Genomic DNA, 15,138 nt, shown 5'->3' with positions numbered 1-15,138 from the left:
AATGGTGCAAGTAATGGAACACAGTCGGATAAGTAATTTCGTATACGATATTTTCTAAGCACAGTTTGTGCCTGCTTTGCCACTATAGCTGCAGGACGACGACTCGGCGGGTTTCAAGGTTTTCCCGGGCGGCTGGCGACCGGGCGGTGTTACATAAAGGAGCAAAATGGTGTGCGGTGCTTCATACATGCACGTCTTCTAGTTAGGTGTGCGCCGTGGGTGGCGCTGCGTCAGAGTGGCAGTAAAGCAGGGGCGGGTCTTGACCGATTTCGCCCTCACGGATGACGAAATCGGCACAGTGCCCGGATTCAGATTTCGCTGGTGGACGCGTTGGGCAGGTGGGTGTACAGCGAGCGGCATACGCTCATGATGTGATGCTCGATCAGTTCGCAGGCTTTCTCGACGTCGCGTTCGGCACAGGCCTTGAGGATGCCGCGATGCTCCTGGTCGGCGCGCTCCTTGCCTTCTTCGAAGCTCATCTGCACCCGCAGGTAGCGCTCGATCTTGTCGTGGATGGAGCGAATCATGTTCAGCAGGAATGGCCGTTGCGCCGCCTCGTACAGGCAGGTGTGAAAGGCCCAGTTCAACTCGGCCCAGCGGCCAATGTCATCGTCGGCAACGAACTCGTCACAGATGGCCGTGGCCCGGCGGATGTGGGCTGCCGTCAACCTCGGCACGGCCAGGCGAATGGCCTGGACCTCCAGCAACACCCGCACTTCGAAGATCTGCGCCAGCTCAGGCTCCGAGATCCGCGTGACCACCGCACCCTTGTTGCGATGAAACTGCACCAGGCCCTCGGCCTCCAGCCGCTTGAGCGCCTCGCGCACGGGAATCTTGCTGACGTTGAAAATGCGCGCGATGTCGTCCTGGCGAATCGGCTCATCTTCGGCGAACTGGCCGGAAATGATCGACTCGCGCAGGTACCTGGAGATCACCTCGGACGCGGACGGCGCGACGCCGAGGTTGGGGGCGTCGGATAGGAGAAGAGGCACGCGCAAGACTCAGGCAATGAGTGGGTGACGGATATTGTATACGACCTTCGATTTGTTACATCTGATGTCGTAAGACTTCGTATGAAAAAAGATCAGTGGTTCACGGTATACGACAGCATCATCGAGATCTGGCACAGCGGACGGCCGCTTTCGGCGTGCCACTGGTTGAACGCCGCTTGTACCGCCGCCTGGTCACGCTGGCTGCTGGGCACCTTGTCGACGATGTTCTGGGCGTTGAGCGCGGCGACCACGTCCTGAGAGGGAATGAAGGTGTCCTTGCCGACCATGCGCAGGAAGCGCGGCGCAGAAAGGCCGCCCATCTGGTTGCCGTGTTTGGCCAGGTAGCGCCACAGGCCGACGATGTCGGTCACCGGCCACTGGGCGATGAAGTTGCCGAAGCTGCCGTGCTCGTGGGCGATGTCGAGGATCAACTGGGCGTTGCGCGGTACGCTCTTGAGCTTGCCCAGATGGCGGATGATGCGGGCGTCCTGCATCAGGCGCTCCAGGTGATCGGCGCCCATGAGCACTACTTTCTCCGGATCGAAGCCGAAGAACACTTGCTCGAACGCCGGCCACTTGGCATCGACCAGGCTGTGCTTCAAACCGGCACGAAACACCCGCAGGGCCAGGGTCGACAAGTAGCGGTCGTCGCTGATGGCCTTGAGTTGTTTCGGGGTGGCGGGAGTCGGCAGGTGCGCTTCGAGCGCGGCGGCGGAGCCAAAGCGGTTGAGGCAGTATTCATTGAGCCATTTGTAGTCTTGCATGCCCTCTCCAGAACAAAAAATATGTACCACACGCATCCCCTGTAGGAGCGCGCTTGCCCGCGACGGCGGTGTGTCTGAGACAGATCGTGCGTCTGACCCACTGCAATCGCGGGCAAGCGCGCTCCTACACGGCAGCGAGCTTGCGGTTGAGCTGAAACCGCCAGCGCACATACAGCAACGCGCTGGTGAACACCGCCAGGCTCGCCAGCATTTCCAGCACGCCGAACAGCGAGCGGCTCGGGTCATAGGCGGCCAGAGCGCCTTTGATGAAATACAGGTTCACCACAAAGCAGGTCCAGGCATGCCCGCGAGCGCTGCCGGTCAGCATGCCGGGCGCCAGCAGCAGCAACGGCACCAGCTCGATCGACAGGATCACCCAAGGCCGTGCGCCGTGCAGGTCGGCGAAGATCAGGTAATAGATCACCAACAACGCGATCAGGCCCAGAAAACACAGCAAGGCGCCAACCCGGCTCCAGCGAACCCGAGGTTCCAGCCATTGCAGCGCGGGCAGCACCTTGGGTTTTCTAGCCACGGGAAGGTTCCAGCGCCCGTGCGGTTTTTGCCAGGCGCTGGCCCAGTGCGCGGCACAGCGTGGTTTCGTGCGGGTCCAGCGGGCGCTTGCCGTCTGCGCCGGCGTGGTGGCTGGCGCCGTAGGGCGTGCCGCCGCCGCTGGTCTCGATCAGCGCCGCTTCGCTGTAAGGCAGGCCGGTGATCAGCATGCCGTGGTGCAGCAACGGCAGCAGCATCGACATCAGCGTGGTTTCCTGGCCGCCGTGCAGGCTGGCGGTGGAGGTGAAGACCGCAGCGGGTTTGTCCACCAGCGCGCCGGTCAGCCACAGGCTGCTGGTGCCGTCGAGGAAATACTTCAGCGGCGCGGCCATGTTGCCGAAGCGGGTCGGGCTGCCCAGCGCAAGGCCGGCGCAGTTCTTCAGGTCGTCGAGGGTGGCGTAGAGAGCACCGGTTTCCGGGATGCTCGGGGCAACGGCTTCGCATTCGGTGGAAATCGCCGGCACCGTGCGCAGGCGCGCTTCCATGCCGCCCATCTCGATACCGCGGGCGATCTGCCGGGCCATTTCGCTGGTCGAGCCGTTGCGGCTGTAGAACAGCACCAGGATGTACGGCGCGCTCACGGCAGGATCTCCAGGATTTTTTCCGGCGGACGACCAATCATGGCCCTGTCGCCGGCGATCAGGATCGGGCGCTCGATCAGCTTGGGATGGGCGGTCATGGCGGCGATCAGTTGCTCATCGGTGAGGCTCGCATCGGCCAGGTTCAGCGTCTTGTATTCGTCTTCGCCGGTACGCAGCAGGTCGCGGGCGCCGATGCCCAGCTTGCCCAGCAGCTCACGCAACTGGCCGGCGTCAGGCGGAGTTTCCAGGTAGCGCACGATGGTCGGGGTCAGGCCGCGCGCTTCAAGCAGTTCCAGCGCGCCACGGGATTTTGAGCAGCGAGGGTTGTGATAAAGCGTCAGATCGGTCATTTGCGGTCGCATCTTTCGTGAGGTGGCGGCTATTCTACAGCTGTGACGACAAAGGCCAAGATGGGGCCCGGTTACGTTTTCTCTTAAAGGAACAGGCATCATGGCAAGGCGGTTGGCAGCAGCAGTAGCACTTATCGGCAGCATGTTGCTCAGCGGGTGCGGGGTGGATCTGGGTACCGATCAGAACGGCCAGAAAGTGGCCAGTGAACGGGTCGACAAACATTGGCTGGTGGTCAATTACTGGGCCGAATGGTGTGGCCCGTGTCGCACCGAGATTCCCGAGCTGAACAAGCTGTCCGAGCAGATGAACGGGCAGAAGGTCAGCGTGTTCGGGGTCAACTTCGATAATTTGCAGGGCGACGAGCTGAAAAACGCCAGCAATGCGCTGGGCATCAAGTTCACGGTGCTGGCGAACGATCCAGCCGACCAGTACGACCTGCCCAAGAGCGAAGCGTTGCCGGTGACCTACATCATCGATGACAAGGGCAAGGTGCGTGAGCAGTTGATGGGCGAACAGACCGCAGCCGGCGTGGCGCAGAAGCTGGCGGAGTTGAAGGGCAAGGGTTGAGCGAGCGGTGGGCTAATCGCCGCCAATGGTAGGAGCGCGCTTGCCCGCGATTGCGCCCTGTCAGACACCTTCTCGTTGTCTGGCACACTGCGGTCGCGGGCAAGCGCGCTCCTACGGGAGTTGTCGGTAGCAATCAGCCTTTCTCGGGCCAGAAGCGCAGCGGCAGGCCCTGCGCGGGCCACAGCTCCAGTTGCTGCACGTCTGATACATCCCAATGCTCGACCTTGCCCATGGCTTCCAGGAAGCGGTGTTCCTGTTCCATCAGCGCCGGGGCGCACATTTTTCGGGTGCTGCCCACGGGGCCGAAACTGATCGAGTCGCCGTCCAGCCGGTAGGACGCAAACCAGTGGTTGCAGCCCGCATTGCCATAGGCGCGGCCATCCTCGCCCAGGGTCATGGTCAGGTGACTGTTGTCGATCAGCGGGCGTTCCCCGATCCACTCCAGCACATAGCCATGGTCACGCTGGAGCGCGCCGGTATCGCTGGCACAGCCGGTCAGCAGGGCGCTGGCGAGCAGCGGCAGGGCAAGCCATTTCATGCGGCGTTCTTCGCGCAGGCCGGGCACAGGTGGTTCTCGCCGACGGTTTTCCAGCCCAGTTCGGCGATACGCGCGGTGGCAGCCGGTTTCAGGGCCTTCTTGCCTTCCTTGCCATCGACCATGAATTCGATGTCCTGCTCCTTGCCGCAGCCGTTGCAATTGACCTTCCACTGATGGATCGCCAGCTCCGTGAACGCCGGGCCATTGGCGACCGCGACCCATTGGCCGGGCGGGTTGATCAGGTGGCGGACCTTTTCCACGTTCAGGCGCATGTAAAGGTCTTTGCTGCCTTTGACGGTGACGAGCAGCACGTCGTCGTGCTTGATCGAGCCACCGTTGCCGGTCACTTGATAGCGGCCCAGCGCCAGGCTGCGGCATTCGATCAGGGTGTGGTGCGGGGTGAGCATGCTGTAGCGAAAATCGTGTTCGGCCATGGGGGTCTCCAAATAGGCGCGCATGCTAACACTTTAGAAGACGGATGCCCGCTGCAGGGCGACGGCCTGGCACCTGGCACCTGGCACCTGGCACCTGACACCTGACACCTGACACCTGACACCTGTAGGAGCGCGCTTGCCCGCGATAGCGGTGTGTCAGGCACATCCCGGGTATCTGACCCACCGCGGTCGCGGGCAAGCGCGCTCCTACAGGGCGGTACGCTACCCCGTAGCAGCACGGCTTGCCGGCGGGGGCGATCTTGAGTACGCCCCCGCCGGCAAGCCGTGCTGCTACGGGACTGCATCAAGCGCTCACCCGTGCCTCGACTTCCAGCCGGGCGATGGCGGTTTCCAGGTCGTCCAGGGCCTTGTCGCTGTCAGGGGAATCCTGCTTGAGCAAGGTTTCGCTGCGTTGACAGGCGGCGCGCAGTTGCGGCACGCCGCAGTAGCGGGTGGCACCGTGCAGGCGGTGGACCCGCTCGATCAAGGCCACCTGATCATCGGCCTCGCGCGCGGCGCGGATGGCCTCGCGGTCAGTCTCAAGGGAGGCCAGCAGCATCGCCAGCATGTCGGCCGCCAGATCGACCTTGCCTGCCGCCAGTCGCAGGCCTTCCTCATGATCGAGCACCTGCAGGCTGACGCCGCCATGACTGATTTCCGGGTGTCGCTCCGGCGCCTGGTTGCGCAGCGCAAGGCCGGTCCACTTGAGCACCACCTGCGCCAGTTGCCGTTCGCTGATCGGCTTGGTCAGGTAGTCGTCCATGCCGCTTTGCAGCAGCGCGCGTTTTTCGTTGGCCATGGCGTGCGCCGTGAGGGCGACGATGGGCAGGGACGTCGACTGGCGTTCGGTCTCCCAGCCGCGAATCGCCTCGGTGGCCTGGCGCCCGTCCATGCCCGGCATCTGCACGTCCATCAGCACCAGGTCGAAGGGTTCGTCCTGCACGGCCTGAACCGCCGCGTAGCCGCTGTCGACGGCCAGCACCTTGGCGCCCATGTCTTCGAGCAGCGTCTGCACCAACAACAGGTTGGCCGGGTTGTCGTCGACGCAGAGGATGCGCGGCGGGCGGCTGGACACCGGCTCCGGCAGCTCGTTGCGCAGCTGTTTGGGGTTTATCAGCTCCGACAGGCTACGCCGCAGTTTGCGCGTGCATGCAGGCTTGGCCTGCAACTGGGTGTAGGCGTCAGGCACCGAAGCCTGGTACAGCGCCTGCTCGGTGGTCGGGCACAGCACCAGGACCTTGCAGTCGAGATTTTCCAGATCCCAGATCTGCTGGCGCAGGCGCTCGGGCGGCAACTGGTGGGCGGTCACGCCGAGCACCGCCATGTCGATGGCGTGGGGCGTCTGGTGCACCACGGTGACGCCGTTGATGAGGTTCTCCAGATTGTTGAACACCATCGGCTGCAGGCCACAGTCTTCCAGTTGATGCTCCAGCGCCTGGCGCGCCAGGTCGTGATGCTCCAGCACCGCCACCCGGCGTCCCATCAGCGGAGGGGCAGGGAGGTCTTCCAGGTCGTCGCGGGTCTTGGGCAGGGTCAGGCTGATCCAGAACACCGAGCCTTCGCCGGGGTTGCTCTCGACGCCGATTTCCCCGCCCATCTGCTCGATCAGCCGCTTGGAAATCACCAGCCCCAGGCCCGTGCCGCCTGAGTGTCGCGACAGCGAGTTATCGGCCTGGCTGAACGCCTGGAACAGCGCGCGCACGTCCTGGCTGGACAGGCCGATGCCGGTGTCCTGGACGCTGATGCGCAACTGCACCTGGTCGTTTTCCTCTTCCTCAAGCATGGCCCGGGCGACGATGGTGCCTTCGCGGGTGAACTTGATCGCGTTGCTCACAAGGTTGGTCAGGATCTGCTTGAGCCGCAGCGGGTCACCCACCAGCGACAGGGGCGTGTCGCGGTAGACTAGGCTCACCAGCTCCAGCTGCTTGGCATGGGCGGCGGGGGCGAGGATGGTCAGGGTGTCCTGCAGCAGGTCGCGCAGGTTGAACGGGATGGCGTCGAGCACCAGCTTGCCGGCCTCGATCTTCGAGAAGTCGAGGATCTCGTTGATGATGCTCAGCAGGTTGTCGGCGGATTTCTCGATGGTGCCCAGGTAATCGTACTGGCGCGGGGTCAGTTCGCTCTTCTGCAACAGATGGGTGAAGCCCAGGATGCCGTTGAGCGGGGTGCGGATCTCGTGGCTCATGTTGGCCAGGAATTCGGACTTGATGCGGCTGGCCTCCAGCGCCTCCTTGCGCGCCAGATCCAGTTCGATGTTCTGGATCTCGATGGTTTCAAGGTTCTGGCGCACGTCTTCGGTGGCCTGCTCGATGCTGTGCTGCAATTCTTCCTGGGCGTTCTGCAGGGTCGCGGCCATGCGGTTGATGCCCGAGCCCAGTTCGTCCAGTTCGTGGCTGCCCATGGGCGGCAGTCGCGCTTCGAGATTGCCGTCCTTGAGTTGCGCCACCACCTGCTTGATCTGGGAGATCGGGCCGTTGATGGTGCGGCTCATGCGCAGCGCGAGCATGGCGGTCAGGCCCAGGCCCGCGGCAATCAGCAGCAGACTGGCGAACAGGCTGCGATACCCGCGCAGCAGCGTGCCGCTGTGGGACAGTTCCAGTTCCACCCAGCCCAGCAGGCGGTCGGCCTCGGCGGGAATCACTTCGCCGGTCAGGTGCCGGTTACGCCCGAAAACGGGCATCAGGTAGCGGGTGGCGTCGTTTTCCGAGCGCTGCAGCATGTGCGTGCTGTTGCCGACCGGCGCCTGGTTGATCATGCTCGGGCCGGCGTGTGCCAGGGGATTGCGGTTGGCATCCAGGAAAGATACCGCGCGTACGTCGGCCTGTTCCAGCACCTGGCCGGCGATGCGGTCCAGTTGGCCCTTGTCGTTGTTGGCCAGGGCGGTGGCCGACAGCGGGGCCAGTTCGTTGGCGATCATTTCGCCACGCTTGAGCAACTGGGTCTGCAACTCCGAAAGCTGCATCCAGGTGAAATAACCGCCCAGGAGCGCCGCCATCAGGCAGGTCGGCAGCAGGGTCAGCAGCAATACGCGGCCTTTGATGCCCAGTTTGTTCAGCACACTTGTTCTCCGGCAATCCTGTTACGTCGTCATGCCGTTTCATGAAGGCAAGACGCGGACCATGGTTGCCTGTGATTGGGACGTACAGCACCTTTGGTAGTTTGCGCAGTGTAGCCAGTTGCGTGCGGGGAATCTCGGCTGATTGGCGATCACCGAAGGCTCCTACAGAACGTTCGGATCAATCGCCATTGCCGATACTCAAGCAATCTTGAATAATCGTCGCCTTGAGAATCACTCGCAGACGCCAATGAATCCCGCCATCATTCATCGCCCCAGCATACTCGCCATCGAGGACGATCCGGTGCTGGGCGCATTCGTGCACGACCAACTGGATCGCTGCGGCTTCCACGTCACCTGGTGCCAGAACGGCAGCGAAGGGCTGGCCCGTGCGCAACAGCAGCCGTTCGACGTGGTGCTGATGGACATCCTGCTGCCCGGCATGAACGGCCTGGACGTGCTGATCCACCTGCGTCGCCAGCATTCGATGCCGATCATCCTGATGTCGGCGCTGGGAGCCGAGGCCGACCGCATCACCGGTTTTCGCAATGGCGCGGACGATTACCTGCCCAAGCCGTTCAGCGTCGATGAACTGAAGGTGCGTATCGAGGCGATCCTGCGCCGGGTGGAACTGGAGCGGCGGTTCAACATGGCGGCGCCGGTGCCTGCGATGCCCGCCCAAGACGAACTGACCTTCGATGAAGGCCTGTGCGACGTCGGCTTCGCTGGCAAGTCGGCGCAACTGACCCGCAGCGAATACCGCCTGCTGGAAACCCTGTGGCGCAGCCCCGAGGACGTGCTGAGCAAGCCCTTCCTTTATCAGCATGTGCTGCAGCGGGGCTATTCCCAGCATGATCGCAGCCTGGACATGCACATCAGCCAGATCCGTCGCAAGCTCAAGGCCATCGGCTACGAGGCGCGGCAGGTGCGTACCGTGTGGGGCAAGGGCTACGTGCTGACGGCGGCTGACCTGGATGGCTGAACAACGCTTTCGACTGCCGGGCAGGCACTCGCTGTTCTGGCGGCTGGCCATTTTGCTGGTGGGTTTCTGCCTGCTGATGATCTGGCTCAGTTGGTACTGGGGCCGCTACATCGAAACCCAGAATGCCTTTCTTTCGCCTGATGCGCGGCGGGTCCTCAACAGCTACGCAGCCGAGGCCGAGCAGGCCTGGGAAGTGGGCAAGGAGCAGGGCGTCGATGACTGGCTCAGAGAGGTGCGCCAGCACGAATCCGGCTGGGTCGGGGTGATCGGCAGCGACCTGCAATCATTGGGCAGCCTGCCCCTCAGCGACGCTCAGGTGCAGCGCCTGACTTTCATGCGCGGGGTCGACTGGCCCATGAGCCGCCGGCAGAAGACCGCGCCCTGGCTGAAAATCCCGTTCCCCCGGGACGCCAGCGTCGGTAGCCTGATTATCGAGCTGCCCGAGCGCTTCAAGCCGGGGCGGCATGCCCTGATCTGGCAGATGCTGACCAACGTCATCATCCCGGCGCTGTTCACACTCTTGTTGTGTGTGGGTTTGTACCGGCTACTGATCCGCCCGCTCAACCAGTTGCGCGAGCACGCCAATGCCTGGCGCGCCGACCGCTTGTCCAGCGGGTTGTCGTCGCAGATGACTTCGCGTCAGGACGAGCTGGGCGAACTCAACCGCGCCTTCGATCACATGGCCACGCGCTTGCAATCTACCGTAACGATCCAGCAGCAACTGTTGCGCGATCTTTCCCATGAGCTGCGCACGCCGCTGAGCCGCCTGCGCGTGGCCTGCGACACCGAGCAGAGCCTGCCCGAATTGCGGGAGCGCCTGGGGCGCGAGGTGGAAGGCATGCGCCGGCTGGTGGACGACACCCTGCACCTGGCCTGGCTCGACGCCGAGCGCGAGAAACTCCCCGATGAAGACATTCAGGTGCAGGCGCTGTGGGACATGCTGGTGGACAACGCCTGTTTCGAAAGCTGCTGGCCGTCGCGGCAACTGGTCTGCGACCTGGGCAGCGAATGCTGGGTGCGCGGGCATCTGAATACCCTGGCCCAGGCGCTGGAGAACATCCTGCGCAACGCGATCCGGCATTCGCCCCCTGAAGGCATCGTGCGCCTGGGCGGGCGTCTGGATGGCGATGGCTGGCTGCTGTGGCTGGAGGATCAAGGCGGCGGCGTTGATGACAGCGATCTGGAGCGCATCTTCGCCCCGTTCATTCGCCTGGACGGCGCCCGGCCGGGGGACGGCGGTTTCGGTCTGGGCCTGAGCATCGCGCGTAATTCGCTGCGTTTGCAGGGTGGTGACATGTGGGCGGAAAACACCGCGCAGGGGTTGCGGATGATCATGCGCCTTCCCGCCGCAGAAATCCTCGCGGTCACCTGACCCGTAGGAGCGCGCTTGCCCGCGACAGGGGTGCGTCAGACGATGCATTTTTTTCAGACCCACCGCGGTCGTCCGGATGCGGCCCAGACCAAGCGCGCTCCTACAAGAATCTGCGTCTTATTCCTTTTCGAAATATCCAACTCACTTTGCGTGATATGGGGTTGAGGCGATTGCCGGTATGATAGGCGACCCCCGCACGTCTGGACCGCGAAACGCCATGACCCTGCAGTATCCAACCATCGCCGATTGCATCGGCAACACCCCGCTGGTGCGTCTGCAACGCATGGCCGGGAATACCAGCAACACGTTGCTGCTCAAGCTCGAGGGCAACAACCCAGCCGGTTCCGTGAAGGACCGCCCGGCGCTGTCGATGATTACCCGTGCAGAGTTGCGCGGGCAGATCCATCAGGGCGACACCCTGATCGAAGCGACCTCCGGCAACACCGGCATCGCCCTGGCCATGGCCGCGGCGATCAAGGGTTACCGCATGATTCTCATCATGCCGGACAATTCCAGCGCCGAACGCAAGGCCGCGATGACCGCCTATGGCGCCGAGCTGATTCTCGTCAGCAAGGAAGAGGGCATGGAAGGCGCCCGTGACCTGGCCGATCGCATGCAGGCCGAAGGCCGTGGCAAGGTATTGGACCAGTTCGCCAATGGTGACAACCCCGAGGCCCACTACACCGGCACCGGGCCGGAAATCTGGCGGCAGACCGAAGGCACCATCACTCACTTCGTCAGCTCCATGGGCACCACCGGCACCATCATGGGCACCTCGCGCTTCCTCAAGGAGCAAAACCCCGAAATTCAAATCGTCGGCCTGCAACCCATGGACGGCGCCTCGATTCCCGGCATTCGTCGCTGGCCGCAGGAATACCTGCCAAAGATCTACCAGGCCGACCGTGTCGATCGCATCGTCGACATGGCCCAGGCCGAAGCCGAGGACGTCATGCGTCGCCTGGCCCGCGAGGAAGGCATCTTCTGTGGCGTCTCCTCGGGCGGTGCCGTCGCCGGGATGCTGCGTATCTCGAAAGAAGTCGAGAACGCGGTGATCGTCGCGATCATCTGTGACCGGGGCGACCGTTACCTGTCGACCGGCATCTACGATGCACCCAACTGATGGCCAAGCGTGATTCAGGACTGCGCTTCCAGCCCAGTGGCGGCACACGGACCGCGCAGGTGCCTACGGGCAAGAAACAGCGTCTGACCATCGAGCGCCTGGCCAATGACGGCCGTGGCGTCGGTTTTGTCGACGGTCGTACCTGGTTCGTCGCGGGCAGCCTGGCTGGCGAGGAGGTCGAGGCACGGGTGCTCGGCGCCCACGGCAAGGTGGTCGAAGCGCGCACCGAACGGGTGTTTCAGGCAAGCGACCTGCGTCGCCCGGCGCCGTGCCCGCATTTCGGTCGATGCGGCGGTTGCAGCGTGCAGCAGATGCCCCATGCCGAACAGCTTGCCCTCAAACAGCGCATGCTCGCCGAGCAGTTGAGCCGCGTGGCCGGTGTCGAGCCTGAAGAATGGGCGGCACCGCTGACCGGTGACGAATACGCCTACCGCCGCCGCGCCCGTATCGCCGTGCGCTGGGACGCCAGGGCCAAGCGCCTGGACGTGGGTTTTCGCGCAGCCTCCAGCCAGGACATCATCGCCATCGACCAATGCCCGGTGCTGGTACAGGCCTTGCAGCCGATCATGACGGCACTGCCGGCCATGCTTGCAAGCTTGAGCAAGCCGCAGGCGCTGGGGCATGTCGAGTTGTTCAGCGGTTCGGCCAATGCCGTGCTGTTGCGCCATACCGCGCCGCTGGCCGAGCAGGATTTGGCAACCCTCAAGGCATTTTGTGAAACCCACGACGCGCAGCTCTGGTTGCACGGTGAGGGGGAGCCACAGCCGGTGGACCCTTCGGCGCAGTTGGGTTACGAGCTTGCGCCGTGGAATCTGCAACTGGCGTATCGTCCTGGCGACTTTGTGCAGGTCAATGCCCAAGTCAACGTCGCGATGATTCAACAGGCGCTGGCCTGGCTTGCGCCACGTCCGGACGAACGAGTACTGGACTTGTTCTGCGGGCTTGGTAACTTCGCTCTACCGCTGGCGCAGAATGTGCGCGAAGTGGTGGCGGTGGAAGGCGTTGATACCATGGTTCAACGTGCAACCGACAACGCATTGAGCAATGATTTGCAGAATGTGAAATTTTACCGGGCGGATCTGTCGCAGCCGCTGGACAAGGCGGCCTGGGTGGCGGAAGGTTTCAGCGCGGTCCTGCTCGATCCTCCCCGTGACGGGGCGTTCGAGGTGGTCGGCAAGCTCAAGTCACTGGGCGCCGAACGGTTGGTGTATGTGTCGTGCAACCCGGCAACTCTGGCGCGCGACACGGTCGAATTGAAGAAGCAGGGCTACCGTTTAAGACGTGCCGGAATTCTCGACATGTTTCCGCAGACAGCGCATGTCGAGGCGATGGCGTTATTTGAAGCGAGTAAGTGAAGCGCCGACTTAAGGACACAAGTCAGCGCCTCACACGGAGTCTCGTTTAATCCGACTGGCCCGCGCACGTGAACCTTGCAAGGCCCGCAAGGCAGGTGCGCTGTAGAAGGCTGGCGACTGATGGCGCATTTCATCGCGCCGTAGGGAAGGTAAGCAACATGGTACAGGTGAGAGCACACCAGCCGATAAACACAGACGGCAGTATCAATCTCGACGCTTGGCTTGATCACGTGGTCAGCGTCGACCTGGCGGTAGACCGGCAGGCATTGAAAGAAGCCTGCGAATTTGCCCGACAGGCCGAGCAACAGGACAACGCCGCCAAGAACCTCTGGGCGGAAGGCACGTCGAGTTTTCAGACGGGTCTTGAAATCGCTGAAATCCTGGCCGACCTCAAGCTCGACCAGGACTCGCTCATTGCCGCCGTGATTTATCGCGCGGTGCGTGAAGGCAAGATCCCGCTGCCGGATGTCAGCCAGCGGTTCGGCCCCACGGTGGCCAAGCTGATCGACGGCGTGCTGCGCATGGCGGCCATCAGCGCCAGTCTCAGCCCGCGCCAGTCGCTGGTGCTGGGCACTCAGGCGCAGGTGGAAAACCTGCGCAAGATGCTGGTGGCCATGGTCGATGACGTGCGCGTCGCGCTGATCAAGCTGGCCGAACGGACCTGCGCCATCCGCGCGGTCAAGAACACCACCGACGAGAAGCGCAACCGGGTTGCCCGGGAAGTCTTCGACATCTACGCGCCGCTGGCCCACCGCCTCGGCATCGGCCATATCAAGTGGGAGCTGGAGGACCTGTCCTTCCGCTATCTGGAGCCTGAGCAGTACAAACAGATCGCCAAGCTGTTGCACGAGCGCCGGCTGGATCGCGAGCGTTTCATCACCGACGTGATGTCGCAGCTGGAAAACGAACTGCTGGCCACCGGCGTCACCGCCGACATCAGTGGCCGGGCGAAACACATCTATTCGATCTGGCGCAAGATGCAGCGCAAGGGTCTGGAGTTCAGCCAGATCTACGACGTGCGCGCCGTGCGCGTGCTGGTGCCGGAGATGCGCGACTGCTACACCGCGCTCGGTATCGTCCACACCCTGTGGCGGCACATTCCCAAGGAGTTCGACGACTACATCGCCAACCCCAAGGAAAACGGCTATCGCTCGCTGCACACTGCGGTGATCGGCCCCGAAGGCAAGGTGCTGGAGGTGCAGATCCGCACCCACGCCATGCACGAAGAGGCCGAGCTTGGCGTCTGCGCCCACTGGAAGTACAAGGGCACCGACGTCAAATCCAGCTCCAACCATTACGAAGAGAAAATCTCCTGGCTGCGTCAGGTGCTCGAATGGCATGAAGAACTGGGCGATATCGGCGGCCTGGCCGAACAATTGCGCGTGGATATCGAGCCAGACCGGGTCTACGTGTTCACCCCGGACGGTCACGCCATCGACCTGCCCAAGGGCGCGACGCCGCTGGACTTCGCCTACCGCGTGCACACCGAGATCGGCCACAACTGCCGTGGCGCCAAGATCAACGGCCGCATCGTGCCGCTCAACTACAGCCTGCAGACCGGCGAGCAGGTCGAGATCATCACCAGCAAGCACGGCACGCCGAGCCGCGACTGGCTGAACTCGAACCTGGGCTACATCACCACCTCCCGGGCGCGGGCCAAGATCGTGCACTGGTTCAAGCTCCAGGCCCGCGATCAGAACGTCGCGGCGGGCAAGGTCCAGCTCGAACGCGAGCTGCTGCGCCTGGCCTTGCCGCAGGTGGACTTCGACAAGTTGGCGGACAAGGCCAACATGAAGACCGCCGAAGACATGTTCGCGTCTCTGGGTGCCGGTGACTTGCGCCTGGCGCAACTGGTCAACCTGGCGCAGCAACTGGTCGAGCCCGAGCGTGGCAACGAACAGTTGGAACTGATTCCGCGCAAGGCCTCCGGTTACAAGCCGGGCAAGCGTGGCGACATCCAGATCCAGGGCGTGGGCAACCTGATGACGCAGATGGCCGGCTGCTGCCAGCCGCTGCCGGGGGATGCCATCGTCGGCTATATCACCCAGGGTCGTGGCGTGAGCATTCACCGCCAGGACTGCGCCTCGGTGCTGCAACTGGGCGGGCGCGAGCCGGAGCGGATCATCCAGGTCAGTTGGGGGCCGGTGCCGGTGCTCACGTATCCTGTGGACATCATCATTCGTGCCTACGACCGTTCAGGATTGTTGCGTGACGTGTCCCAGGTGCTGCTCAACGAGCGCATCAACGTGCTGGCGGTCAACACCCGCTCGAACAAGGAAGACAACACCGCGCTGATGTCCCTGACCATCGAGATTCCGGGGCTGGATGCACTGGGCCGGTTGCTGGGGCGCATCTCGCAGTTGCCGAACATCATCGAGACGCGGCGTAACCGTACGCCTTGAGGTTTGCAGCGTTTGTGATGACGTCTTCGCGGGCGAGCCCGCTCCCACAGGGTTCAACGGGTTCATCTGTGGAGGT

General features: G+C 63.3%; 14 protein-coding genes. 6 read left to right on the top strand and 8 right to left on the bottom strand.

The features are described 5' to 3' along the window. Positions 1-308 precede the first annotated feature (308 nt). The 5 genes from ACIPOO_RS02815 to arsC all read right to left on the bottom strand — a co-directional run bounded on the left by ACIPOO_RS02815 (position 309) and on the right by arsC (position 3,236). Complete coding sequence (locus tag ACIPOO_RS02815) at positions 309-992, bottom strand: GntR family transcriptional regulator (protein ID WP_274134220.1); 684 nt, start codon at positions 990-992, stop codon at positions 309-311. Positions 993-1,084: 92 nt separating this feature from the next. Beyond that, entirely contained in the window at positions 1,085-1,756 is a 672-nt protein-coding gene (locus ACIPOO_RS02810) for a DNA-3-methyladenine glycosylase I (RefSeq protein ID WP_400604252.1), read from the bottom strand. 124 nt (positions 1,757-1,880) lie between these two features. Beyond that, entirely contained in the window at positions 1,881-2,288 is a 408-nt protein-coding gene (locus ACIPOO_RS02805; RefSeq protein ID WP_400604250.1) for a DUF2069 domain-containing protein, read from the bottom strand. After that, positions 2,281-2,886 (bottom strand): NAD(P)H:quinone oxidoreductase, encoded by a 606-nt coding sequence (gene wrbA / locus ACIPOO_RS02800; RefSeq protein ID WP_400604248.1) that lies wholly within the window; start codon positions 2,884-2,886, stop codon positions 2,281-2,283. Before wrbA ends, ACIPOO_RS02805 begins: the two co-directional genes overlap by 8 nt. Beyond that, positions 2,883-3,236: an arsenate reductase (glutaredoxin) gene (gene arsC, locus ACIPOO_RS02795; RefSeq protein WP_274134216.1), complete on the bottom strand. Its 354-nt coding sequence runs from the start codon at positions 3,234-3,236 to the stop codon at positions 2,883-2,885. The genes wrbA and arsC overlap by 4 nt, the downstream gene beginning before the upstream one ends. A 100-nt stretch (positions 3,237-3,336) precedes the next feature. Between arsC and ACIPOO_RS02790 the strand changes: the two genes are divergently transcribed. After that, a complete protein-coding gene (locus ACIPOO_RS02790; protein WP_274134215.1) occupies positions 3,337-3,804 on the top strand; it encodes a TlpA disulfide reductase family protein in 468 nt (155 codons plus the stop codon). A gap of 133 nt (positions 3,805-3,937) precedes the next feature. On the opposite strand, the gene ACIPOO_RS02785 is transcribed toward ACIPOO_RS02790, so the two are convergent. From ACIPOO_RS02785 to ACIPOO_RS02775, 3 genes are all read right to left on the bottom strand, one after another. Further along, the gene (locus ACIPOO_RS02785) at positions 3,938-4,342 is read right to left on the bottom strand and encodes an META domain-containing protein (protein ID WP_400604245.1); all 405 of its coding nucleotides are present in this window, start codon (positions 4,340-4,342) and stop codon (positions 3,938-3,940) included. Further along, complete coding sequence (locus ACIPOO_RS02780) at positions 4,339-4,776, bottom strand: hypothetical protein (protein WP_274134213.1); 438 nt, start codon at positions 4,774-4,776, stop codon at positions 4,339-4,341. Before ACIPOO_RS02780 ends, ACIPOO_RS02785 begins: the two co-directional genes overlap by 4 nt. 304 nt (positions 4,777-5,080) lie before the next feature. Next, the gene (locus ACIPOO_RS02775) at positions 5,081-7,834 is read right to left on the bottom strand and encodes a response regulator (protein ID WP_400604242.1); all 2,754 of its coding nucleotides are present in this window, start codon (positions 7,832-7,834) and stop codon (positions 5,081-5,083) included. 247 nt (positions 7,835-8,081) lie between these two features. Here ACIPOO_RS02775 and ACIPOO_RS02770 point away from each other — a divergent pair, with 247 nt between their 5' ends. The 5 genes from ACIPOO_RS02770 to relA all read left to right on the top strand — a co-directional run bounded on the left by ACIPOO_RS02770 (position 8,082) and on the right by relA (position 15,062). Further along, positions 8,082-8,813 (top strand): response regulator transcription factor, encoded by a 732-nt coding sequence (locus ACIPOO_RS02770; protein ID WP_400604240.1) that lies wholly within the window; start codon positions 8,082-8,084, stop codon positions 8,811-8,813. Then, the gene (locus ACIPOO_RS02765) at positions 8,806-10,185 is read left to right on the top strand and encodes a histidine kinase sensor domain-containing protein (protein ID WP_400604238.1); all 1,380 of its coding nucleotides are present in this window, start codon (positions 8,806-8,808) and stop codon (positions 10,183-10,185) included. The genes ACIPOO_RS02770 and ACIPOO_RS02765 overlap by 8 nt, the downstream gene beginning before the upstream one ends. A 217-nt stretch (positions 10,186-10,402) precedes the next feature. Next, positions 10,403-11,305, top strand: coding sequence for a cysteine synthase CysM (cysM, locus tag ACIPOO_RS02760; RefSeq protein WP_400604236.1), 903 nt, complete (start codon positions 10,403-10,405; stop codon positions 11,303-11,305). Next, complete coding sequence (gene rlmD / locus ACIPOO_RS02755; protein ID WP_400604234.1) at positions 11,305-12,660, top strand: 23S rRNA (uracil(1939)-C(5))-methyltransferase RlmD; 1,356 nt, start codon at positions 11,305-11,307, stop codon at positions 12,658-12,660. Before cysM ends, rlmD begins: the two co-directional genes overlap by 1 nt. Before the next feature lie 158 nt (positions 12,661-12,818). Next, positions 12,819-15,062 carry a GTP diphosphokinase gene (relA, locus tag ACIPOO_RS02750; RefSeq protein ID WP_274134207.1) on the top strand — a complete coding sequence of 748 codons (2,244 nt, stop codon included), beginning with the start codon at positions 12,819-12,821 and terminating at the stop codon, positions 15,060-15,062. The last annotated feature ends 76 nt before the right edge of the window (positions 15,063-15,138 follow it).

The organism is Pseudomonas sp. NPDC090201 (genome assembly GCF_044746825.1).
GTDB classification, from domain to species: Bacteria; Pseudomonadota; Gammaproteobacteria; order Pseudomonadales; family Pseudomonadaceae; genus Aquipseudomonas; species Aquipseudomonas putida_AD.
Note: the sequence above shows the minus strand (reverse complement) of the source record. Positions and strands in the feature narration are given on the sequence as shown.